Source organism: Phormidesmis sp. 146-12 (assembly GCF_052939495.1).
In genome coordinates this window covers 1-22,585 of sequence record NZ_JBJPHS010000002.1, presented here as the reverse complement: position 1 = coordinate 22,585, position 22,585 = coordinate 1, and the positions used below count along the sequence as shown (strand labels likewise).

General features: G+C 49.0%; 19 protein-coding genes. 9 read left to right on the top strand and 10 right to left on the bottom strand.

Features of this window, described 5'->3' with window-relative positions:
* Positions 1-73: 73 nt before the first annotated feature.
* Together ACKFKF_RS01315 and ACKFKF_RS01310 are read right to left on the bottom strand one after the other, a co-directional pair.
* Positions 74-796: a tetratricopeptide repeat protein gene (locus ACKFKF_RS01315; protein ID WP_446866020.1), complete on the bottom strand. Its 723-nt coding sequence runs from the start codon at positions 794-796 to the stop codon at positions 74-76.
* Positions 786-1,031, bottom strand: a complete 246-nt coding sequence (locus ACKFKF_RS01310) for a hypothetical protein (protein ID WP_446866019.1) — start codon at positions 1,029-1,031, stop codon at positions 786-788. The genes ACKFKF_RS01315 and ACKFKF_RS01310 overlap by 11 nt, the downstream gene beginning before the upstream one ends.
* A 146-nt stretch (positions 1,032-1,177) precedes the next feature.
* Here ACKFKF_RS01310 and ACKFKF_RS01305 point away from each other — a divergent pair, with 146 nt between their 5' ends.
* Entirely contained in the window at positions 1,178-1,390 is a 213-nt protein-coding gene (locus ACKFKF_RS01305) for a helix-turn-helix domain-containing protein (protein WP_446856590.1), read from the top strand.
* Positions 1,391-2,019: 629 nt separating this feature from the next.
* Here the strand turns inward: ACKFKF_RS01305 and pheS are convergent.
* A complete protein-coding gene (gene pheS / locus ACKFKF_RS01300) occupies positions 2,020-3,021 on the bottom strand; it encodes a phenylalanine--tRNA ligase subunit alpha (RefSeq protein ID WP_446866018.1) in 1,002 nt (333 codons plus the stop codon).
* A 42-nt stretch (positions 3,022-3,063) separates the two neighbouring features.
* On the opposite strand from pheS, the gene surE reads away from it, so the two are divergent.
* The 5 genes from surE to apcB all read left to right on the top strand — a co-directional run bounded on the left by surE (position 3,064) and on the right by apcB (position 7,773).
* Positions 3,064-3,855 (top strand): 5'/3'-nucleotidase SurE, encoded by a 792-nt coding sequence (gene surE / locus ACKFKF_RS01295; RefSeq protein WP_446866017.1) that lies wholly within the window; start codon positions 3,064-3,066, stop codon positions 3,853-3,855.
* Positions 3,856-4,266: 411 nt separating this feature from the next.
* Positions 4,267-4,779, top strand: a complete 513-nt coding sequence (locus ACKFKF_RS01290; protein ID WP_446856584.1) for an AAA family ATPase — start codon at positions 4,267-4,269, stop codon at positions 4,777-4,779.
* A gap of 184 nt (positions 4,780-4,963) precedes the next feature.
* Positions 4,964-6,283 (top strand): homoserine dehydrogenase, encoded by a 1,320-nt coding sequence (locus ACKFKF_RS01285; RefSeq protein ID WP_446866016.1) that lies wholly within the window; start codon positions 4,964-4,966, stop codon positions 6,281-6,283.
* Between the two features lie 463 nt (positions 6,284-6,746).
* Positions 6,747-7,232, top strand: a complete 486-nt coding sequence (gene apcA / locus ACKFKF_RS01280; RefSeq protein ID WP_446856582.1) for an allophycocyanin subunit alpha — start codon at positions 6,747-6,749, stop codon at positions 7,230-7,232.
* A gap of 55 nt (positions 7,233-7,287) precedes the next feature.
* A complete protein-coding gene (gene apcB / locus ACKFKF_RS01275) occupies positions 7,288-7,773 on the top strand; it encodes an allophycocyanin subunit beta (RefSeq protein ID WP_446856581.1) in 486 nt (161 codons plus the stop codon).
* Between the two features lie 136 nt (positions 7,774-7,909).
* Here the strand turns inward: apcB and ACKFKF_RS01270 are convergent, their stop codons facing one another.
* A complete protein-coding gene (locus tag ACKFKF_RS01270) occupies positions 7,910-8,116 on the bottom strand; it encodes a hypothetical protein (RefSeq protein ID WP_446866015.1) in 207 nt (68 codons plus the stop codon).
* Between the two features lie 40 nt (positions 8,117-8,156).
* Here ACKFKF_RS01270 and ACKFKF_RS01265 point away from each other — a divergent pair, with 40 nt between their 5' ends.
* Positions 8,157-8,360, top strand: coding sequence for a phycobilisome linker polypeptide (locus tag ACKFKF_RS01265; protein ID WP_446856580.1), 204 nt, complete (start codon positions 8,157-8,159; stop codon positions 8,358-8,360).
* 97 nt (positions 8,361-8,457) lie between these two features.
* Here the strand turns inward: ACKFKF_RS01265 and ACKFKF_RS01260 are convergent, their stop codons facing one another.
* Together ACKFKF_RS01260 and ACKFKF_RS01255 are read right to left on the bottom strand one after the other, a co-directional pair.
* Positions 8,458-9,411: a DNA cytosine methyltransferase gene (locus ACKFKF_RS01260; RefSeq protein ID WP_446866014.1), complete on the bottom strand. Its 954-nt coding sequence runs from the start codon at positions 9,409-9,411 to the stop codon at positions 8,458-8,460.
* A gap of 304 nt (positions 9,412-9,715) precedes the next feature.
* Positions 9,716-10,255: a transposase gene (locus ACKFKF_RS01255; RefSeq protein ID WP_446866013.1), complete on the bottom strand. Its 540-nt coding sequence runs from the start codon at positions 10,253-10,255 to the stop codon at positions 9,716-9,718.
* Positions 10,256-10,485: 230 nt separating this feature from the next.
* Between ACKFKF_RS01255 and ACKFKF_RS01250 the strand changes: the two genes are divergently transcribed.
* Positions 10,486-15,525: a translocation/assembly module TamB domain-containing protein gene (locus ACKFKF_RS01250; RefSeq protein ID WP_446866012.1), complete on the top strand. Its 5,040-nt coding sequence runs from the start codon at positions 10,486-10,488 to the stop codon at positions 15,523-15,525.
* An 8-nt stretch (positions 15,526-15,533) separates the two neighbouring features.
* Here ACKFKF_RS01250 and trxA read toward each other — a convergent pair whose 3' ends face one another.
* The 4 genes from trxA to argS all read right to left on the bottom strand — a co-directional run bounded on the left by trxA (position 15,534) and on the right by argS (position 21,440).
* Positions 15,534-15,851: a thioredoxin gene (trxA, locus tag ACKFKF_RS01245; protein WP_446862616.1), complete on the bottom strand. Its 318-nt coding sequence runs from the start codon at positions 15,849-15,851 to the stop codon at positions 15,534-15,536.
* A gap of 182 nt (positions 15,852-16,033) precedes the next feature.
* A complete protein-coding gene (gene hslO, locus ACKFKF_RS01240) occupies positions 16,034-16,930 on the bottom strand; it encodes an Hsp33 family molecular chaperone HslO (protein WP_446866011.1) in 897 nt (298 codons plus the stop codon).
* A 150-nt stretch (positions 16,931-17,080) separates the two neighbouring features.
* Positions 17,081-19,540 (bottom strand): hypothetical protein, encoded by a 2,460-nt coding sequence (locus ACKFKF_RS01235; protein ID WP_446866010.1) that lies wholly within the window; start codon positions 19,538-19,540, stop codon positions 17,081-17,083.
* 118 nt (positions 19,541-19,658) lie between these two features.
* Positions 19,659-21,440, bottom strand: a complete 1,782-nt coding sequence (argS, locus tag ACKFKF_RS01230; protein WP_446866009.1) for an arginine--tRNA ligase — start codon at positions 21,438-21,440, stop codon at positions 19,659-19,661.
* A gap of 269 nt (positions 21,441-21,709) precedes the next feature.
* Here argS and ACKFKF_RS01225 point away from each other — a divergent pair, with 269 nt between their 5' ends.
* Complete coding sequence (locus tag ACKFKF_RS01225) at positions 21,710-22,498, top strand: C39 family peptidase (RefSeq protein ID WP_446866008.1); 789 nt, start codon at positions 21,710-21,712, stop codon at positions 22,496-22,498.
* The last annotated feature ends 87 nt before the right edge of the window (positions 22,499-22,585 follow it).

The window sequence follows — 22,585 nt, the reverse complement described above, 5'->3', positions numbered from 1 at the left end:
GCAACACATTTCTCTCTTTCACTTTGGCATAACGAGAGAGAGTGAGGGCGGAGGGCGGAGGGCGGAGGAGTGTTTATTGTTGGGGGGGTCTGGTGGATTGTTGGAGTTTTTTGGCGGCGGCGATCGCTTCTTGCTGGTAATCGGTTAGACCCTGGCGTTGGTAGAGGTTGGCGGCGCGTTGGTAGTCGGCGATCGCTTCCTTGATTTGGTTGCTGGCGGCGTGGGCGTTGGCTCGATTGTAGTAAGCGTCTGCAAAATTTTTGTCGAGCTTGATCGCTTGCATGTAGTCTTTGATGGCGGCAGAACGATCGCCGGATGCAGAATGCTCAATGCCTCGGTTGTAATAGAAGTTGGGATTTTTGGGCGATCGTGCAATCGCTTGCGTGTAGTTGGCAATGGCGGAGGAACGATCGCCGCGCACAGATGCGTCACGGGCTTGTTGAAACCAATCTTCGGCAACGGTTTTGCGCTGTTCGGAAACTTGATTTTCGACGGTGGGCGGCGTGGAAGCCAGGGGACGAAACAACACAATCATCAAGGCAACCGATAACCCCAAAACGCTCCCTGCTAAGAGTGGCGAAACTTTTGATTGAGGAAGATTCACAGAAGTCGAAAACTGTTTTAGAGAGGTTTTGACTCGATTCTGAAAGCCAGTTAGAGCCGTTTTTGCGGGAGCCGTTTTTGGAAGGCGACCATTTTGAGCGGGGAGGTCAACCGTTCGCTCCTGACTGGACAAAGGGGTCACTTTTGGAGTGGGTTCTCGATCGTCTTGAGGCGTGCGTTCGTTATTGTTCATGGGGCGTTTCCTGATTCTCCAGTGGGTAGGGTGGATCAAAAACAATCTGGTAGGTAAAAGTCGGACTCAGACGTTTCAGGACGCTCAGATGCGATTGGGCATGACTGCGGCGACGATACCGCGCAATAACTCCTCGCGGCATGTTGGGTAAAAAACAAATGATACACCAGGGATGTAGATGATTTCTGTACGCAGAAGTTTCCACCGTTTCGGACGGCGGTTCTCTTGGTATCATGAGGGTTATCTTCCTTCTTACGAGGAAAGAACAACGGTTAGCTTCGCAACAGCCGGAGGCAACGCCCTTCGAGTTTTCCAGGCACGGGGGCGATCTTTGTTTCAAGGACACTTTTATTAAATGACTAGATCTGGTCATTGTCAAGCATGGGTTTGGTGCGGCTGCGAATTCGAGAGTTCGCTAATAAGCGAGGCTGGACAATCAAAGAAGTTTCTGACCGTTCAGGCGTGGTTTATAGCACTCTCAGAACTTATGCTCGTTCTCCCGGAATGGCAATGGTTGATGCAACAGCGTTGATTAAATTGGCGAAGGTTTTTGAGGTGACGATCGAAGACTTGATCGAAGTCGTTGAAGAGTGACCAATGCTGAGATGTTTACACTTACAGACTTTCAAGGACGACAGATTCGCCTAACGGAGGAGCGAGGGCAATACAGTCTGGAACATCCGGAGATGACGACGTTAGAAGATAGACTTGAACTAACTTTATATAGAGCCAGAAAAGGTCAGGCGTTCTCAAAGTGACCCAAGTGTAATCTTGTATTAGAGCGCACTTCAAAAGCTTAAATAGACGGAGCATGACCGCGAACTGAATCAAGATCAGAAAGTCTCGTCTACCCCGAACGCAGCGAGGACATTTGCTTGGATCAATCCAAATCGACGCTTGAGTAAAGACGACGAGTTACGACCGGAAATGAGCGAGGCGATGATTTAGCAATCTATGATTCGACTCATGCTGCAACGGCTCGGTGAACGCAAGGAGCAAGCTTGATCATTAATTTAGAAATGCGCTCTTAAGACAAGAGGTTTGATTCAAAGTTCTCCACTAATCGGGAAAGCTGATTTTGCGAGAGGGGCGCTAAAGGTGCGATCGCGTAAATCAAAGTCCCCCAGAATGGGGGATTTAGGGGGCGAAAAGCTTGACGATTCTCACAGATTCATCCCTCCAATCAGCAATGCCACCAAGCGAGAAAGCTCTTTGACTTTACGTTAAAACTGCTTTAAAAATCGCAAATTGCTGTCATAAAGTCGTCGAATATCATCGATTTGATGTTGCACCATCGCCAACCTTTCGACCCCAAACCCCGCCGCAAATCCCGTGTAGATTTCTGGGTCATAGCCCACCGATTTGAGAACATTTGGATCAACCATGCCGCAGCCCAAGATCTCCAACCAGCGACCTTTCCACTGCACATCAACCTCAGCAGACGGCTCAGTAAAGGGGAAGAAACTGGGACGAAAACGAATCGGCAAATCACCGAAAATTTCCTGCAAGGACACTTTAATCGTGCCTTTAAGATCCGTGAAAGTCAGCCCCTCATCGACCGCCAAAATTTCAATCTGATGAAAGACGGCTGAGTGAGTTGCATCCACCGTATCGCGACGATAAACCCGCCCAGGCACCGCAATTCTAATCGGCGGCTCATTCGACTCCATATAACGGACTTGCACCGTCGAAGTGTGGGTTCTCAGCAGGTTGCCATCTGGCAAATAGAGCGTGTCCTGCATGTCTCGTGCGGGGTGATCCGGCAAGAAGTTAAGCGCCTCAAAGTTGTAGTAGTCCGTCTCCATTTCCGGCCCTTCCGCCACCGTGTAACCCAGACCTACGAAGATATCTAACACTAAATCCGTCGTACTGTTGAGTGGATGCACTCGACCCTGGGGACGAAACACTCCCGGCATCGTCACATCGATCGTTTCTGCCTCCAATTTTGCCTGAATGGCCGCCGCTTGCAGGTCAGTTCGCTTGCGATCGAGGTCTCCCTGAATCGCTTCTTTCACCTCATTGGCGCGGGCCCCAATCCGGGGACGCTCTGCCGGATCAAGCTTGCCCATTCCCCCCAATACTTGAGGAATCGGCCCCTTCTTGCCCAAATATTTGACACGAAGTTGCTCTAGTTGATCGAGCGTGTCAGTGGCTGCGATCGCCTGTTGTGCTTCTTGCCGGATGGCTTCGAGTTGAGATTCGAGTTCGATCGTCTGAGCAGTCATACTAAGAAAGGGCCGAATTGTTTTACTAGTTTACTGGATTCGATGAAATTACTGATCAGCAATGACGATGGGGTTTATGCGTTGGGGATTCGGACGCTGGCCAACACCTTAGCAAACGCGGGGCATCAAGTGACGGTGGTGTGTCCCGATCGAGAACGCTCTGCTACAGGACATGGGCTGACCTTACACGACCCGATTCGAGCAGAGGTGATGACTGAGATTTTTCATCCCGCCGTCAAAGCTTGGGCCTGTTCGGGAACGCCATCTGACTGCGTAAAACTGGCCCTTTGGGCGCTGCTTGAGAGTCCCCCTGACTTTGTACTGTCGGGCATCAATCATGGCTCAAATTTAGGAACCGATGTGCTGTATTCGGGCACCGTTTCGGCCGCGATGGAGGGCGTGATCGAAGGGATTCCCAGTGTGGCGTTTAGTTTGACTAGCTTTGCTGCTCAAAATTTTCAACCTGCGGCCGATTTTGCTTGCTTGCTAGTGCGTCAGTTTGAGAAAAATCCGCCGTCTGAGTTAACGCTACTCAATGTGAATGTGCCAGCCATTGAACAAGACAAGATTAAGGGAGCGATCGTCACTCGTCAAGGAGTCCGCCGCTACACCGATGTCTTTGAGAAGCGCACCGATCCCAGAGGCAAAAACTATTATTGGCTAGCGGGCGAACTGCTCGAAGATGTCGATGACCCCGATGTGCCAACGGATGTACCGACCGACGTACAGGCAATTCGCGACAACTATATTACAATCACGCCGCTGCACTACAATCTCACCTCTCCATCCGGGCTGAGAACCATGCAGAAGTGGACGCAGGATTCCGGGATTTAACGTAAACCCAAAATCTTGTTCCTGAACATACCGGAAAAGCGAACAGTTCTACTTTGGAAGAGCTAGAGAATAATTCAGACGCAAACTTCAATAAGTTTTTCGCTGCGGACTACTTTTCTTTAGCCTTTTCCAAATAGCACCCTCATCATAATTGCTTGGAGGAGACTAATAAGGGATATGGGTGTTGAATACAAGGCTATTTACAGCCGCTCAAGCAAACGGTTATACAGCTGGCATTTCCGTCTAAAATTTAAGTAGCAAACGGATGGGCATTTTTGTCCTCTTAAAAGCGAGCCTGGAAGACTGGCTGAATTTACAAAAAGGTGATTTTGTTGGTGTAGTATTCGTCACAAATCAACAGAGCCGCTAGACTCATTAAGTAAACTTAGAAAAATGTAACGGTGGTGAATCGTGAAAACCAATCCCGTTCTACACTTTTTCTGCGGAAAGATGGCATCCGGAAAGACAACGTTATCAAAAAAGCTGGCATCCGACCATCGTGCCATTTTGATCAGTGAAGATCTCTGGTTGTCGAAGTTGTACCCAGAAGAGATTAGCACCTTTGATGATTATTTAAGATATTCGTCACGCTTAAAATCTGTAGCCTCACAGCACATACAAGACATTCTTACCCAGGGAATATCTGTTGTTCTAGATTTTCCAGGAAATGTTCCTTCTCAACGCCAATGGTTTCGCTCCATTTTTGAAGCAGCTAAAGTCAATCATGCACTTCATTACATCGTTGCGCCTGACTCCTTGTGCAAAGAGCAACTGCGGAAACGGAACGCTGAACAGCCCGAAGGTTCGATGATTATGTCTGAGGCAGAATTCGACTCCATCACCGCATATTTTCAACCCCCGATCGCCGACGAAGGCTTTAACATCATTAGATATGATTCCACTTCAATAGGGTTGTCAACCTAGCAAAAGCATCACAATGTGTATGTGAGAGGCAGTGTCCGCAGCACAACGAGGCTATTGCAACATAACTGAATCAGGGTGTGTGAATGCTCAATCACTGAAAATAGATCGCGCCTCCACCCAATCGATTTTCTGAGTGAACCGATGCAGTCCTAAAATGAGATTGCAGTTGTGATAGGGAAAGCCTGTGGCGTTTAAAGTTGGTCTACTCGGACTGGGAACGGTCGGAACGGGAACGGTAGAAATTCTGCGCGACCCGATTCAGCGACATCCCCTGCTTCAAGAACTCGTGATTCACAAAGTCGGAGTCCGATCGCTCGACAAACCCCGCTCAATTGATATCCCTGCTGACTTGTTGACGACTGATTTAGAGGCGATCGTTACCGATCCAGACATCGATATTGTGGTGGAAGTGATCGGCGGATTAGAGCCTGCTCGATCGTTAATACTGAAAGCGATCGCTCACAAAAAACACGTCGTCACGGCCAATAAAGCGGCGATCGCTCGATTTGGTGAAGAAATTTTCTCAGCGGCCGCCGAAGCAGGCGTATACGTTCTGTTAGAAGCGGCCGTAGGCGGCGGCATTCCCGTCATTGAGCCGATCAAACAATCCCTTTGCGCCAATCGCATCAGCACCGTTACAGGCATCGTCAACGGCACGACCAACTACATTCTGACGAGAATGCAAACCGAGGGCGGCGACTTTGCCGAGATCCTGGCAGACGCTCAACAACTGGGATACGCCGAAGCCGATCCGACCGCTGATGTCGATGGATTGGATGCCGCCGATAAGATTGCGATTCTGGCTTCTCTCGCCTTTGGTGGACGAATCAAGCTTCCTGAAGTCCACTGTGAGGGCATTCGTCAAGTCAGCGCCACCGATATCGCCTACGCCGAAAAATTGGGATTTGTGATCAAGCTGCTGGCGATCGCCAAACGAGAACCCCACACCGATCCTGAACAATTGCAGCTTAGAGTCCATCCTACCCTCGTTCCCAAATCTCATCCCCTCGCCAGCGTCAACGATGTCTACAACGCGATTTTGATTGAAGGCGATCCGATCGGGCAAGTGATGTTTTTTGGGCGGGGAGCCGGAGCCGGGCCGACTGCCAGTGCGGTGGTTTCCGACATGCTCAACATTGCCGCCTTGCTCACACTGGGTCGCGGACAACTCCTTCAAGCTGACGGAAAACCACTACTCGATCCGCTTTTAGCCTGTTCTCACCAACACTATTGCGCGATCGCCTCGATCGAAGACTTGGTAACCCGCTTTTACGCCCGATTTCTCACTCAAGACTATCCCGGTGTCATCGGCAAACTGGGTACCTGCTTTGGAGATCACCAAGTCAGCCTAGAATCAGTTGTCCAGACGGGCATTCGAGACGGCTCGGCTGAGATTGTCGTCGTCACCCACGATGTCCGCGAAGGCAATTTTCGCAAGGCACTAAACGAGATTCAGGCGTTGCCCACCATTGCTAGCGTCGCCAGTGTGCTACGAGTGCTCTAGAACAAATCTGAAAAAATCTTCTCAATCAAACGATACATTTCAGCCTTTGACTTAAGGACTCAAAGAACCGTAACATGCTGAAAACGGAGTTTCATCAAACCCAAACGCTAACCCTGTAGCTGCGATCGTTCTCAACTCTGTGAACCCCTCCCTCATTGACGCACAAAGCACAAATCATCGCTAAATGCAAACATGAGGAACAACATTACAAAATGTTGCGGAGTGATCAGGATGGTGAACTAAATACCGCAAAATAATTACGGAAGGTCGCTAAGTCTTACAACGCTTGTGTAATCAAAGTAACCGCAAGGCGAATCGGATTTACTCAGCAAACCTCAAGGTTCAAAAGCCTCTGACGATCGCAAAATCGCAAGCTTCAAAGCTTGAGTGCAGACTTAACAAGCCATTTGGGGAAATCCCGTTTAAACATACTCGGTTACACTACTTTTGGAGGAATCCATCAATGAGTATTGTCACGAAATCAATCGTGAATGCAGACGCTGAAGCTCGTTACCTCAGCCCTGGCGAACTAGATCGGATCAAAGGCTTCGTCACCACTGGCGAACGTCGTCTCCGCATCGCTCAAACCTTGACCGACTCTCGTGAGCGCATCGTCAAGCAAGCAGGCGACCAACTGTTTCAAAAGCGCCCCGATGTCGTCTCCCCCGGTGGCAACGCATACGGCGAAGAAATGACCGCCACCTGCCTGCGTGACCTCGACTACTACCTGCGTCTCGTCACCTACGGGATTGTTGCAGGCGATGTGACCCCGATCGAAGAAATCGGTATCGTCGGCGTTCGTGAAATGTACAACTCCTTGGGCACCCCCATCCCGGCGGTTGCAGAAGGCATTCGTGCGATGAAAAACGTGGCTGCTTCCTTGCTGTCTGGCGAAGATGCTTCTGAAGCTGGCTCCTACTTCGACTACGTGATTGGTGCAATGCAGTAATTGCTGCCCACCCTTTTAGGATTGATCAAGACCACGCGACTTACGGGAATAAATCATGCAAGACGCAATTACCTCAGTTATCAACACGTCTGACGTTCAAGGCAAGTACCTCGATACGTCTGCTCTCGAAAAGCTCAAAGGCTACTTCCAAACAGGCGAACTGCGCGTTCGTGCGGCGACCACCATCTCGGCTAACGCGGCTGCGATCGTCAAAGAAGCCGTTGCAAAATCCTTGTTGTACTCGGACATCACTCGTCCCGGTGGCAACATGTACACGACTCGTCGTTATGCGGCTTGCATTCGTGACCTCGACTACTACCTGCGCTACTCCACCTACGCAATGTTGGCTGGCGATCCTTCCATCCTCGACGAGCGCGTGCTCAACGGCTTGAAGGAAACCTACAACTCTTTGGGCGTACCTGTGGGTGCAACGGTGCAAGCGATCCAAGCGATGAAAGAAGTCACCGCTGGTTTGGTCGGTTCTGACGCTGGCAAAGAAATGGGCGTTTACTTCGACTATATCTGCTCTGGCTTGAGCTAACTGAAGGGATGAAGAATGAGGGATGAAGGATGTATTAAATTCATTATTCATGGCTCATTGTTTGTCACTCTAATGTGAGGTTTTGGAAGTCTGGGGTTTGGTGTTAGCTTGTCAAAGGCTAGTCTGAGAAATGGTTTTAGCGATCTAACATTGCCTCTCGACTTCCAACCTTCCAACCATCAATTTTGATATACCATCCAAAAGGTTTGCGGTGCTTTTGAGTCTGTGAATCCGCCTGAAAAGGTTTTGACTCGATCGTAACTTGCCAAGTTTTTGAGAAATATTCCACTTGTGTAACGGGTTTTGAATTGTGGTATGAGTTAGTTAATTCAAGACTCAACATTCAAAACCATCCTCAGCCTACTCAGGAGAAAATAAGACCCATGAGAATGTTTAAGGTTACTGCCTGCGTTCCTAGCCAGACTCGCATCCGCACCCAGCGCGAGCTGCAAAACACCTACTTTACCAAGTTGGTTCCTTACGACAACTGGTTTCGTGAGCAACAGCGGATTCAAAAGATGGGCGGCAAGATTGTCAAGGTTGAATTGGCAACAGGCAAGCCTGGACTAGATACCGGGTTGCTGTAGTAAGCTGAGTTTCTAAAAGTTTGTTAACTCTGAGCATTAGCTGTGGGGGTCGTGATGACCTCCTTTTTTATGCTTTTTTGTAGACAAGAACAGTTCGTCAAATGAAAAGTTCTAATTGTCTCTCTACAACTTGCTCTTCTACAACGTTGGTCTTTGTCAGCGTGTCATCTTGAATGTATTGGAGAATGCAGTTAGCAACATATTGCCCAAGCTTTACTGGGACTGCATTACCAATCATTTGCTCTAGACAGGTTTTTGTGCCAAGCCATTTGAAGCCTTCTGGAAAAGTCTGAATGTAGCTTCTTTCTAATGTCGTCAAAGGACGCACTTCTTTGGGGTCACAGAGGTCGCCCTCGTGCTGGCGGTAGTTTTTAGGCACAGGTCGATTAACTCCGCGAATCGTCGGACTCGGCTCGTAGACGCTAAAAATCCCTCTGCGCGCATAGCTTCTAGGATGCCGATAATAAAACTTGATGTCTAAACGATCGCCCATATAATTATCAACCGTCATCGGATGAACTGACTGGTTTTTAATCAAGTGATGATCCAAAAATCCGTCTTCTGAGTGCAGATGCCCAACCAGAATAAATCTTTTTCTGATCTGAGGAACTCCGCAATAGCTGGCATCTAAAACCGTAGAACTCAGCCCATAGCCGATCGATTTAAGGATCAAAAGCGTTTCTTGCAATACACGACTGCTTTTAATCCGCTCTACATTTTCCATTAAAAACCAGTCAGGTCTGACTTTGGAAATGAGCTTTGCATATGAGATCGTCAGATTTGCTCGTCCAAGCGTTTCGTCTCTCTTTCCAGCGCTTGAAAAGTCTTGACAGGGCGGGCCACCAATGATGATGTCTGGCTGCCATTCCTTAAATCTCCCGACATCTTCAACATTTGACAAATCAGCTTGAAAGATCGGGTGATCAAAGTTGGCAGTATAGACTTCGCAAGATTCTTTCCAGTTGTCGAAAGCGGCCGCCACTTCAAAGCCAGCAGTTTGCACCCCTAATGAAAGACCACCACACCCAGCAAATAAGTCGATCGCTCTCATGGTCAGTCAAAAAGATCGGGTGAGTTGAAGATAATAGCATCAAGCTTTCTTTTGGGGCTTAGTCAGCTCAAAATCTAGATGCAAAGCCATCTTAATTGCGTTGGCTCTGCGAATCGTAATTCTATGTCAGTTTTGTTGATATCGTCAGTTTTGAGCGGTTTACCTGATTGATTAAATTTCCGTGAATTCGATGGAGCTTTCTCGCTTCGTTGTTCAGCGCTTCTGCCCCCCACCCCCCCCACTTTTGGGGACTTTGAGACAATATTTCTCGTTCAAAGTCTCCCATTTTTAGGGGATTTAGCGATTATCTTGAATGTCGAGCCGGAAGCGCAACTTTTTCAGGGCTGGCTTCTTCAGCAAGAGGCTGCCAAGCCTTGCCCTGTTTCACGATTGCATTGAGAATCGTCAGCAACTTGTGCATACAAGCGACTAAGGCCACTTTCTTTAACTTGCCGCGATCAAGAAGGCGATTATAAAACGCTTTCAACACCGGATTGTAACGAACCGCAACCAAAACTGACAGGTACAACACCTGCCTGACGGGCGCACGACCGCCAAAGATCCGCCGCTTGCCTTTCATCTGACCACTGTCGTAGTTCCAGGGCGCAACGCCGACTAAGGTAGCGATCTGCTTGTGCGTCAACTGTCCCAACTCTGGCAAACTTGCCAGTAACGTGGCACTCATCACCGACCCCACGCCGGGAACGCTCACCCACAGCTTTTGAGTTCGCTGCCAACGCTCACACTGGTTGATCTGCTCTGCGATCGTGCGGTCGAGTTCCTTGACCTGCTCTTGCAACCAGTCAATATGCTCGACGTAGACCCAAAAAGTCCGGGTTCTCACACGAGCGGCATGAAGGGAGATAAGTCTTACAAAAATGTTGGACTTGGCTGGAAATAGCTGGTTTTGCGCTACATTATTCTCTCAAAATTCGCTTTCGCTAAGGTCTCCAAATCGGAGTTAATTTCATCTCTAAACGGTAATCTCAAATTCATTTCCCCAAATAATGACCTGTGTGGTAACTATATAGAGGCTTCGCTAGACGCGCCTCAATTCCTTCCCCACTGTTGTAAATGACGAATCCTCCTGAGCAAGGTACGCCCCCCACCCCTCGTAGACGACGATCGCGCCTCGTCCGTATTGGCATCCCGTTGGGGATCGCTGCCGTTGCAGGAATTGGGGCAGGGGTTTGGTATGGCACCGTCTTTGTCAATCAGGAGTTAGCGCCCTTAGTCGCCGACAATCTAACTCAGTTGCTCAATCGTCCCGTTAAGCTAGGCAAAGTTGAACGGTTTTCGCTGACAGGGTTGCGGTTTGGTAAGAGCGAGATTCCGCCGACAGAGGATGATCCCGATCGCGCCACGGTCGAGTCAGTCGAGGTTGGATTCAATCCGATTCAGCTAGTTTTTAATCGCACCTTAAAGCTGGATGTGACGCTGATCAAACCGACGGCCTATATCGAGCAGGATAGAGACGGAGTGTGGGTTTCGACCGCCATCAAAGAACAGGAAGAAAAGGGATTTATTAGAACTCAGCTTGAAGTGCTGGAGCTACGAGAAGCCAATATTGAACTGTCTCCCTTTCCCAAACCCGGCCGCAAGCGGACTTCGGTGAATCTGACCGACGTAGCTGGAGAAGTCAAGCCCCTCGATCGCAATCGGCGTTTTGCCTATGAAGCCGAAGGAAAATCAACTCAGGGCGGCAGTTTTGACCTCAAAGGCGAGTCGCTCAATCAGCAGGGGCTAAACTCCAATATTGACATTCGCGGCCAGGATTTTTTGATCGCTGAAATCGATCGCCTCGTCAAACTCCCCGTTGATCTAACTCAGGGTCGCGTCAATGGTCAGGTGAATGTAAAACTGCGCCCCAAAGAACCCGCTTTAGTGAATGGGACGGCCGACTTTAAGAATGTGACGTTGAGCATTCCGCAGTTACCGCAAAAATTCACCAATGCGAATGGCAAACTGCAACTTAAAGAAACGCTAATTACTTTGGAGCAAGTCAGCGCTTCTCTCGGCAAAATTCCACTTTTGGCCAAGGGCACACTAGACACCAAGAAAGGATTTAATCTATCTGCTCAGGTCAAGGCCGTCACGCTGGATAACTTTTTTGAGACCTTTGCGATTCAGCTTCCGTTTGCTGCTGTGGGTGAAGTTGGAGCGGATGTAAAAGTGACGGGAGCGATCGCCAGTCCCGTTCTCACAGGCGTTGTCCGTAATACCAAAGTTGCTAGAGTCGATCGACTGAATCTCAGTCAGGCCAGCGCCAACTTTAGACTGGATGCGAGTACGTTCGATCTGGCTGTTTCTAATCTTCAAGCGACTCCCACGATCGGCGGACAAATCACCGGACAGGGCACCCTTTCTCTCGCCCCCCCAAGAACGATCGCGTTCAATCTAAATGCTCAAAACGTTCCGGGTGACACGCTAGCCAGACTTTACAACAACGGACAAGCGCCTCCGATTACGGTGGGTCGAGTCAATAGCCAGATTCAGCTTAGGGGAGCGGGCGATCGCGTTCAGACGGTGGCCCAATTTCAGGCACCCCAGGCAACCTATCCCACGACAGGAGAAGTGGCGATCGTGGGCGGCAATACCATTCTGCGAAACATCGTAGCCCAGGTTGGTGGCGGAACGGTCACCGCAAACGGCAGAACGATCGGCGAAAATTGGCAAGCGACAGTACGGGCGATCGGCGTTCAAGCAAGACAGTTCGTGCCTCAATTAACCGGGTTGGCCAGCGGCAATTTTAATTTGTCTGGGACAACCAAATCTTTTAATCTCGCAGACATTCGGGCAACGGGTAAGGCGCGACTCACCGAAGGCACAGGCGCATTTGATGCCGACATTGCCTCCAGTTTGGGAAGATGGCAGGCGCGAGTCACCGGAGGCGGACTGCAACTAAGCCGCTTTTCACCTGACCTACGTGGATTGTTGAGTGGCGATTTGCGCGTCGCGGGATTGGTCAATTCTCTGAGTGCGGGGACGATTCGGGCGAATGGTCAGGTGCGACTGTCAGAAGGAATTTCGCTGATCGAGCAGCCGATCGTCGCTCAAGTGCAATGGGATGGACGCAAGCTGAATATTCCGCAGGCGACGGCTCCCGGATTTAGCGCCAATGGGTCAATTCTGGCTCGACTCGAAGGCGCAGGTTCCCCCGCGGTCACCGGGTTGGATCTGTTCGTCAAAACCACAAACTACGCCCTGGCTAACTTACCGATTCCTCGCCCTCCGGTCACCGATCTCACGGGTCAACTCGATCTCACCGGCCGCATCACCGGAACGCCTGACGCACCGAATGTGATTGGTGATGTCGCCGTCAAAGGGCTGTCTCTCAACGGCATCACCTTTGATTCGCCGCTCAATGGCAGCATTCGCCTCGTCCCGACTCAAGGATTTACGGTCAACGTGGCAGGCGGCAAAGATCAGATCTTCCTGGCGTTGAATCCTGACTATCGACCGATCGCCCTGAATGTCAAACGAGATCAAGCGATCATTGCAGGCAAAACAGAAGGCAACATTTTTCGAGTGGTGATCCAGCAGTTGCCGTTAGATGGCTTAATTATTCCTGGTGTGGATCTAGCGCGATTGGGCAGCTTTGGCGGACGGTTTCTCACAGGCAACTTGAATATTGATGTCAATCGGCTACAAGTTGCGGATGGGTCGCTCAACGTGGTCAGACCTGCCAGAGAAGTGCGGGGCATCGTGATCGAGCCAGAAACCATCCAGGCGAGGTTTGTCAACACGGGCAATGTGATTCGATTTACCGATACGTTTTTGCAAAAGGGCACCAGCCGCTATGCGCTGTCAGGCAGTGTAGACCTGCGATCGACTCCCGAATTTGAAGGCAAAGTTGCGATCGCTCAGGGCAAACTCGAAGATGTTCTCAGAACGCTGCGAATTTTTGAAATTCAAGATTTCTCCCAAATTTTGCAGGCGGCGGATGTTGGCAGAGCCGAAACTGTTGTCCCGACGACGGTAGGACTCCCGGATGCCAGCCTTTCTGATCAACTAAAGCGCTTTTCTGAAATCAATACGCTTCTGCGGCGAGTAGCCAACGATCGACGCAACCTCAACATTCCCGAATTGGCCGACGTGCGCGGCACCTTTAACGGCAACATCAGCGTCTCAGCAGGACTGGGATCGCCCCCCAAAGCCGAGTTTGACTTGACCGGGCAAAATCTCGAATGGCGGCCCTTTCCCTCGTTTGCCGAAGTTGATCAGGGGAAAATTACGCGAAACCCCAATCGGATTATTGAAATCGACCAGGTGATCGCCAAAGGCAGTTTTGAAAATGGAGTCGTCAATCTGCTGCCGTTACGCCTGCAATCTGGAGACGCTCGCATTAATGTATCCGGGAATTTTGGTGGGGCAAGCCAATCAGGACAGGTGCAAGTCACCAATCTGCCCGTTGGACTGATCGAAACCTTTTACCCCCTGCCGATCGGCATCACAGGCAACCTCAACGCCACCGCCACTATCTCAGGCACCCAGGACAACCCCTTTGCGATCGGAGAAATCAGTCTCGCCGACAGCACCCTCAACGGCACGCCCGTCCAATCCGCCACTGGCAGCTTTAACTACACCAACGCTCGACTCAACTTTGGCACGACGGTGACGATCGCCCCTCCCGAACCGCTCCGCATCGCAGGCAGCATCCCAATCAAGTTGCCGTTTGCGTCCACTTTCCCCGACAGCAATCAGATCAGTCTGTCTGTAAATGTCAAAAACGAAGGATTGGCTTTATTAAATCTGCTGACTCAGCAAGTCGCCTGGGTAGACGGCAAAGGAGATGTGCAGCTACAGGTTGGGGGAACGCTGCTTCAGCCCGTCGTCACCGGAGTCGTCACGGTTCAAAACGCTCAACTTTTGGCCCAGGCGCTCCCCGAACCGATCACCGATCTGACAGGCACGATTACCTTTGAGCGCGATCGCATTCGAGTCGGCGCTGCTACCACGCCGCTAACGGGACAATTTAGCAAAGGTCGCCTCTCAGCCCAGGGCGTGATTCCCATTTTCTCAACCTTGAGTCAGAGTGATCCCGATGTCAATACGCCGATCGCCCTTGCTCTCAACGATATCAACCTTACCCTCAAAGGCTTGTATCAGGGGGGCGTGAGTGGTAATGTGGCACTCCGAGGAACGGCCTTCAGTCCAGAAGTTGGGGGTGAAATTCAACTAGCAGACGGACAGGTGCTACTTCCTGACACCTCAGCCGCTCCCGCCAGTCCAGGAGGAGGCACGACAGGAGGAGGTACAACAGGACAGCCAGATCAGTTTGTTGAATTACAGAATTTACGGTTGGTGCTGGGCGATCGAGTCCGTGTCACCCGTGCCCCGATCATCAACTTTCTAGCGCGAGGCGAGTTACTCGTTAATGGCTCGTTAAATGATCTCAAACCCAATGGCACCATTCGTCTGACAGCGGGACAGGTCAACCTTTTTACAACCCAGTTTGTCTTGGCGCGAGGCGGGGCACAAAGTGCGACCTTTACCCCTGCTCAAGGGCTTGACCCCATCCTCAATATTCGTCTGATTGCCTCTGTTCCGGAGGTGACGCGCAGCCGCATTTCTGCCAATACGACCTCTTCGGAGATTGAGGATAATTCTTTGCTGGCGACCAGTTTAGGCTCGCTACAAACCATTCGCATTCAGGCAAGAGCGACGGGAGCCGCCAGCCAGCTATTTGAAAATCTAGAACTCACGAGTAGTCCCAGCCGGAGCCAAAACGAAATCATCGCCCTGATTGGAGGAGGCTTTGTAAATACGCTCGGACGAGGAGACAGCACGCTGGGAATCGCAAATCTGGCGGGTTCTGCGCTGTTGACCAATATTCAAGGACTGATTGGGAATGCCCTCGGATTTGGGGAGTTTCGCCTGTTTCCTACTGTCATCAATGATGAAAACAGGAGAAGCTCAACCCTGGGTCTAGGCGCAGAATTGAGTATCGATATCACCCGTGGTCTGTCTGCCTCGGCGCTCAAAGTCTTGACTTCGGATCAACCGACTCAGTTTGGGGTACGCTATCGCATCAATAATCGCCTGTTGCTGCGCGGCTCGACTGATTTTTCGGGGGACAATCGCGCCGTGGTGGAGTATGAAACGAGATTTTAGAGAAGACCTTAAACGATCGCTTGTAGTTGTTGGACAAGTTGCTGCGATCGCACGACTCCCTCAATTTTGTGAACGGGCTTTCCTGACTTAAAGACTACCAACGTCGGCAGCGCATGAACCTGATACTGACTGGCCAGATCCGGATAGTTATCAACGTTGATTTTGACGATTTTGATCTGGTCTTTCATCTGCCCATTGACTTCTTCTAAGATCGAAGCCATCAGTTGACACGGGCCGCACCAGGGAGCATAAAAGTCAACGACGATGGGAGTTTCGGACTGAGATACTAACTCTTCAAAGCTATTGAACTCCTGTTTGGTTGCCATTTTTTGATTCCTCGATCGCGTGTTCTCTAAGCGTAGCGTTTGCAAGAAGTTTTGAGTTTTAAAGAATGTTTGAGAAATGTGATGACGAAAGGTAGAAGACGTTAGACATTAGACCAAAAACTGGAAAACCAGAGACTCTCAAGGCTACCGTGTCCAAAGTCTAGAGTCCAACGTCCAAAACTTTATCCTCCCGCTTGCAATTCTCCGATCAGTTGTGAGAGGTGATCGCGATCGGCTTTGTAGACTTCGCCGCAAAAGTGACAGATGGCTTCAGCTCCTTCGTCTTTTTCGATCATGTCTTGCAGTTCGACTTGACCCAGGAGCTTTAGGGCACCGAGAACGCGATCAAACGAGCAGCCACAGTGAAATCGCACCAATTGAGTTTCTGGCAAGATTTCTAAGCCCAAATCGCCCAACAAATCCTCAAGAATTGTAGGAAGCGTTCTGCCTGCTTGCAACAGAGGCGTGAATCCTTTGAGGCTGGCAAGTCGAGATTCTAGAAGTGCAACGAGTTCGGGGTCGGAGGCGGCTTTGGGCATGATTTGGATGAGAATTCCCCCGGCGGCTGTCACGCCTTCTGCGCCGACAAAGACTCCTAACACTAGAGCGGAAGGCGTTTGCTCGGAGGTAACGAGGTAGTGTGTGATGTCATCGCCCACTTCTCCAGAAATCAGTTCGACGGTGCTGGAGTAGGGATAGCCATAGCCAATATCTCGCACGACGTAGACGTAACCATCTTGGCCGACGGCTCCTCCGACATCCAGTTTGCCTTGGGCGTTGGGCGGCAGTTCGACGTGGGGATTATCGACATAGCCGCGCACTGTGCCGTCTGCTCCCGCGTCTGCCATTACGCCGCCGATCGGCCCGTCGCCCCGAATCCGAATATTCACCCTCGATCCTTCGCGCTTCATACTGGATGCCAACAACAGTCCGGCGGCCATGGTGCGCCCCAAGGCGGCAGTCGAGACATAAGAGAGGTGGTGTCGCTGCTTGGCTTCGTCTGTGAGGCGGGTAGTGATCACTCCGACGGCCCGAATTCCCCCGTCGGCCGCAGTCGCTCGAATTAACTGATCAGCCATGAAAAACCCTTACATTTCTTAATGAGTGCTGTTCCTATTCTAAGGTTTTGGAGATGGGTAGTTTGCGATCGAGACTCTAACCTCCAGCCTTTCGACGGATAGAGGAGCCTTTCTATAAATCTTTGGCTCCATCTTTGGTCTAATGTCTTCTTAGCTTCCACTCAGAGCGGAGATAAGCCAGTAATCACTCAAGTAGGAAGTTAAGACACGCAAAGCCGTTACTAAATCAACTTCCAGGTCTTTCTCTTGAATGTCAATAATCAGGTTGTAAGTTAGATCAAAATTAACGCGATCGTCCCGTTCGATCACCAAAAATTGACCATTTGGACTGTGATTAAGTTTTTCAATTTCTGCTGAACCAACTCCGCCAGTAATCTTAGATTCACGCGCATCTCTAGTTAAGAAAAATCTGATTTTTGGATAATTGCTCACTAACTGATTAAAGTTTTTGATCCGAGACGTGAAGCTATTACCACTTGTGTTGAGAAAACCGACCACAATCTCTCCTTGAGAAGTTTCGATATTAAAATGCTCTGGTAGTGTGCTTCTTCCTAACCGAAGTGGACGAAACTCTAAGGCTCGATCGAGCTTAAAAGCCTCTGCGATCGCTGCCAGCTTTCCGATTTCATCTGCATCATTAATGATTGTAGGCTTGCCGTAGTTCTCGATCAGTTCAAGCTTCTTGTATTCCAGGTATTCACACACTCTATCTTCTACAGAAGGCGGTTTTCTTTTCACCGTTTCTGTCTGAAGTGGAGCAAGGAAATTAACGAATGAGCGATCGATTTGTGGAGAATTTGACGCTATTTCTAAATCTGAAATTCTGGAGCCAGGTTGATTACTAATTAAAGGCTGGATCAAGTGAGCAATTTGAGAAATCACCTGTTCAAGCTGTTCAATTCTGGACTCAACTAAAGGCGTTTGGATGGAGGGTTGATAGTCGCTTGGTAAAGGAATGTTGTGGACTTTGTGACGAAAATAAGCGCTTGCACAATTAAAAACAGCCCGAATTGATTTTTGGTTGAGGATGTTATTAATCTCTGTCGAGTTAAAGAGATCAGACAGATCAAGATCCACTGACTTTGCTTTGAGAGCTAAAAGTTTTTCTAGTTGCTCAACACTAGGGCGTTCTAATCTGACAATGTATTCAGAAGTTCTATCGACCACAGAGCCGTCAAAAAATGTCTTGAATTGCTCCCAACGATCGGGGAACAGATTCAGAATAATCAGACTGTTGGGAACATGGGTTAAGATTTCTTTAACAGCAGATCCAAAACTCTCCAAAATAGGATGATTGTGGACTAATCCCAAACTTTCTAGTTGATCAAAAACAATAATCAAAGGTTCGTCCAGAGTTGATAATCTACCAAATACAGTGATTGCCTCTAGCGCAAACTCTTCTTGACTAATATCCGATTTCCAGTTGTCTAACCCAATCTCTTTGGCTTCCTGATCTTCAAGTTCGTAAGCCGCCAACCATCGCCTCACCAAATCTTTTTTTCTCAAGTCAATATAGCTGCAAAACTTGATAATCCCTTTGAGAATCGTGGACGAATAGCCCGCTGCTGTGTAGTGTTGACCCCACCATTCATTGAGGTGGCGCTCAATATATTGCCAATTCTGTCGATTACGATCGGTGTCCTCCGCTCCTAGTCCGCTGTAAAGATTAAGACTGTTATTTTGAAGCACCGCGAGAATTTCTTGTCCTCTTAAGCTATTCGTTACCCTGGGAAGTGAGCTAAGAATTTTGACAAAACTATTCGCTAGTAAAAGTTCGAGTTGAGTACGATCGCTCCCAACTACTTTCTCTGCAAAAGATTCCAAAATCCGAGAATACGTGTGGTGCAAAACATGCTCTGCGTTGTTGGGCTGTCGAATGAACAATAGGCGATTAGTACGCAGCAATTCTTTCGCCATTCGCATGATCAAATGCGTCTTTCCTGACCCAGCTTCACCAATGACGACCGCACCTTTGCTTTGTTGATTAGCGTCAGCTTTAATGTCTCTCAAACTGGACTTAAGAAGCTCAAACTCGGCGTGATAAATCGACTGAAAATCAACGTGATCTTGAAAAGGCGTATCAACACGACTGCTGCTAAAAGGATTTGCGTGATGCAATTGGGGCTGTGTCATTGCCTGCTGATTCTCTAAAATTTTTAAGTAGAGTTGGTGAGTAAATTCTGCGTCGTATCGAGCAGTATGCGCCTGATTTGAATTGAATCGCTTGCCCTTGACTTTGAGGTGTAGATATTTACTCAAATGGTCTAACGAGTAGCTATCTACTTGAAAATGCTGTTTGGCAAGCTCATAAGTACAGGCAACAGTAAAATTTTTCCACGAGACTTTAACTCTGTGAAAACTATGTCGTAACACTTTAAGATCATGCTCGGCATAGTGGCAAACTACACGCTTTGATAGAGCGATCGTAGCAATGTCCTGAACAATTTGCTTAAGCGGCTTAAGGCTGCCATCGTAACTTTTTACATTTTTGGCCGAGAAATCTTTGTGGTCAGCAGAAAACGCTTCGTAGATCAGTCGTCCTTGACAGTCGAGAATAGCAACTTCGCGAAGTTCTGGGTCACCTTCCGTATCTATGACGATAAAATCCAAACCGCTTTGCTCCTCTGCCTGCTACGATTTCAAGAAAGTCTGCCCAGAACGACGATCGCTCACCCTGATTAATTACGCTCTCATCAATCGAAATTCGTTTAAGGGATTGTCAGGCGAGTTACATGCGATCGACAACTTCAATTCCCAACAAAAAAAGTCCCAGCTTCAACGTGCGGGCGGTTAGATCACAGAGCATTAAGCGAGAGGTTCTAACAGGTTCTTCGGCTTTAAGAACGGGGCAAAGTTCGTAAAATCGATTGTATTTTTGGCTGAGTTCAAACAGGTATTGACACAATCGATTGGGAAACAAGTCTTGACTAACCAAATCGATAACGTCTTCTAGCTGTAATAGATGCTTTGCCAGCGTTAATTCTGCTTCTTCTTTTAAGAGAATATTCGCCTCTGACCCTAAGTTTTGAAAGTCGATCTTTCCTTCTCGACTGATGGACTGAACTCGCGCATAGGCATAGAGCATATAGGGTGCTGTGTTGCCTTGGAGCGCCAGCATTTTGTCGAAGCTAAAGATGTAATTACTGGTGCGATTTTGGCTCAGATCAGCGTATTTAACGGCACTAATTCCGACAATTTGTGAGGTGTGGGCGATGAATTCTTCGGTTTCAGAACGATCGTCTTCCTTGAGTCGAGTTTCAATATCTGTTCTTGAGCGGGCGATCGCTTCATCCAACAAATCTCGCAGTCGGACGGTATCGCCCGATCGGGTCTTGAGCCGCTTGCCATCTTCACCTTGCACCAACCCAAACGGAACATGCTCAACCTGCACTGTTTCAGGAATCCACCCCGCCCGACGCGCCACTTGAAACACTTGAGCAAAGTGATTGGATTGACCCGCATCCGTGATGTAAATCAAGCGTTGAGCCTGTTCTTTTTGAATGCGTTGCCGAATCGCTGCCAAATCAGTCGTCGCGTAATTGTAGCCACCATCTGACTTTTGAATAATCAAAGGTAACGGGTCACCCTCTCGATTAGAAAACCCTTCCAGAAAGACACATTTTGCGCCCTGATCTTCGACCAACAATCCTGCTTTCTCTAAATCTTTGACGACATCAGCTAACAGTGGATTGTAAAAAGATTCGCCTCGCTCCGTTAGACAAATATCCAACAGATCGTAGATTTCTTGAAACTCACGCCGCGACTGTTCACACAGCAAATTCCACGCTCGTAACGTATCTTCTGCACCCGATTGCAACTGCACCACTTCTTGACGAGACGCTTCTTGAAACTGAGGATCTTCGTCAAATCGCTGTTTGGCTTTTTTGTAGAACGCCACCAGATCGCCCAGGTCGATCGCATTCGCCGTCGTCAAGGCAGCCGGAGCCACTTCGCGTAAATAGGTGATCAACATGCCAAACTGAGTGCCCCAATCGCCCACATGGTTGAGCCGCAGCACGTCATGCCCTTGAAATTCCAAAATTCGGGCGATGCAGTCTCCGATAATGGTCGATCGCAGATGCCCCACATGCATTTCTTTGGCAATATTGGGACTCGAAAAGTCCACCACAATCCGCTTGGGCGACGAAACGGGAGCAATGCTGAGACGATCTCTTCGAGTTACCCGCGAGGGGTCGTCGGTTTGCATCGCATTCAATCGCGCCTCTAAATAGTCAGGCTTGAGGGTCAGATTGATGAACCCTGGCCCGGCGACACTGGGCGCTTGACAAAGCTCCGACACATCCAAAGCTTGAATTAATTCTTCTGCGATCGCTCGTGGAGCCTTGCCCAACCGTTTGGCCAGCGACATCGGCGCATTGGACTGATAATCACCAAACTTAGGATTGCTCGACGGCACCAAAAGCGGATCGACTCCCACTAACGTTTCTCCAAACGCTGAAACCAATGCCTGCTCAAAGCGATGTTTTAACTGTGAAATCGTAGCGTCCATACTTTTCAAAAGCCTGCAAACAAAATAGCGGCCATCCACTCTAGAATAGCGACCTGACTTTCTATCATTCAGTATGGGCGATCGTTTGGGCAAGAAAATTGATTGCAGAAAATTTTTCAAGACCCAAAAACTGGAATGGGCGATCGTCTCTCTGAATAAATGACTTAGAAGCTGATCCAAAAATCTGGGAACGCTAACCTTCAGACTTTTCCGTTTCTCAATCCAATATTCTTAACCTAGTAGTCTCAATCCAAATCAGTGGGTGCATTATGTCACTAACCCTTAAGATTCTCGCCTCAACGATTCTCAAAAGAAAGCCGATTCCCTCTTCAGAACTGCCCGATGATTTTAAGCAGTCGATCGCAGCAGGCAAAGTTTTAGAACTCGATTCCTTTACCATTGAGCGAGATCACGTTCGCTGCTTTTTCTCCAAAGATACCTTCAAAGATACGAATGTTTGGTATGTGTTTGGTAAACATATAGAAGTTCGTAGAGATGGGGTTCGCGCTTATCCGAGAGCCATTCCGATTACGACAAAGCTCAACATTCCCTACAAATCTCAGCGCGACAATGAGCTAAATCCCAATGGCTCCTGTAACGTGACTTCGCTGGCGATGTGTTTAGAATTTTTGGGTGTCAAACGCAAATCTACGATCGGTCAGTTTGAAGACGAACTCTATGCCTACGCTGAGAAGAAAGGCTTGAGCCGTCATGATCCCCATGATTTGGCGACGATCGTGGAGGACTACGGCTACCGAGATGATTTTAGAGCAGACGGCACGATCACCCAGGTCAAAGAATGGCTCACCGACAACAAACCTGCTGTGATTCACGGCTATTTCACTGATTTTGGTCACATTGTCGTTTTGGCTGGCTTTGACGAAAATGGCTTTTTGGTTCACGATCCGTTTGGAGAATGGTACTCTTGGGGCTACGATCGCAACACTCTCGGCATCGAAGACACCAAAGGAAAATACGTCCATTATTCCTATGAGATGATCAAGCGGCTATGCATTCCCGACGGCAATTTTTGGGTGCATTTCATCTCAAAACCTTGAAGAGTTAGAAACTATCGCTGGAAGTAAAGCCAGGGCACCTCGAAAAATCCAATCTGAGGGTCTTAGATTGAGACAGGTGTGAGATCA

Excerpts from the sequence above, each read along its gene's own strand:
- ACKFKF_RS01260 (WP_446866014.1), bottom strand. The coding sequence starts at position 9,411 with ATGAGAGCGATCGACTTATTTGCTGGGTGTGGTGGTCTTTCATTAGGG.
- ACKFKF_RS01305 (WP_446856590.1), top strand. The coding sequence starts at position 1,178 with ATGGGTTTGGTGCGGCTGCGAATTCGAGAGTTCGCTAATAAGCGAGGC.
- ACKFKF_RS01270 (WP_446866015.1), bottom strand. The coding sequence starts at position 8,116 with ATGTTGAGTCTTGAATTAACTAACTCATACCACAATTCAAAACCCGTT.
- surE (WP_446866017.1), top strand. The coding sequence starts at position 3,064 with ATGAAATTACTGATCAGCAATGACGATGGGGTTTATGCGTTGGGGATT.
- hslO (WP_446866011.1), bottom strand. The coding sequence starts at position 16,930 with ATGGCTGATCAGTTAATTCGAGCGACTGCGGCCGACGGGGGAATTCGG.
- ACKFKF_RS01265 (WP_446856580.1), top strand. The coding sequence starts at position 8,157 with ATGAGAATGTTTAAGGTTACTGCCTGCGTTCCTAGCCAGACTCGCATC.
- ACKFKF_RS01250 (WP_446866012.1), top strand. The coding sequence starts at position 10,486 with ATGACGAATCCTCCTGAGCAAGGTACGCCCCCCACCCCTCGTAGACGA.
- ACKFKF_RS01315 (WP_446866020.1), bottom strand. The coding sequence starts at position 796 with ATGAACAATAACGAACGCACGCCTCAAGACGATCGAGAACCCACTCCA.
- apcA (WP_446856582.1), top strand. The coding sequence starts at position 6,747 with ATGAGTATTGTCACGAAATCAATCGTGAATGCAGACGCTGAAGCTCGT.
- ACKFKF_RS01225 (WP_446866008.1), top strand. The coding sequence starts at position 21,710 with ATGTCACTAACCCTTAAGATTCTCGCCTCAACGATTCTCAAAAGAAAG.
- ACKFKF_RS01310 (WP_446866019.1), bottom strand. The coding sequence starts at position 1,031 with ATGATACCAAGAGAACCGCCGTCCGAAACGGTGGAAACTTCTGCGTAC.
- trxA (WP_446862616.1), bottom strand. The coding sequence starts at position 15,851 with ATGGCAACCAAACAGGAGTTCAATAGCTTTGAAGAGTTAGTATCTCAG.
- argS (WP_446866009.1), bottom strand. The coding sequence starts at position 21,440 with ATGGACGCTACGATTTCACAGTTAAAACATCGCTTTGAGCAGGCATTG.
- apcB (WP_446856581.1), top strand. The coding sequence starts at position 7,288 with ATGCAAGACGCAATTACCTCAGTTATCAACACGTCTGACGTTCAAGGC.
- pheS (WP_446866018.1), bottom strand. The coding sequence starts at position 3,021 with ATGACTGCTCAGACGATCGAACTCGAATCTCAACTCGAAGCCATCCGG.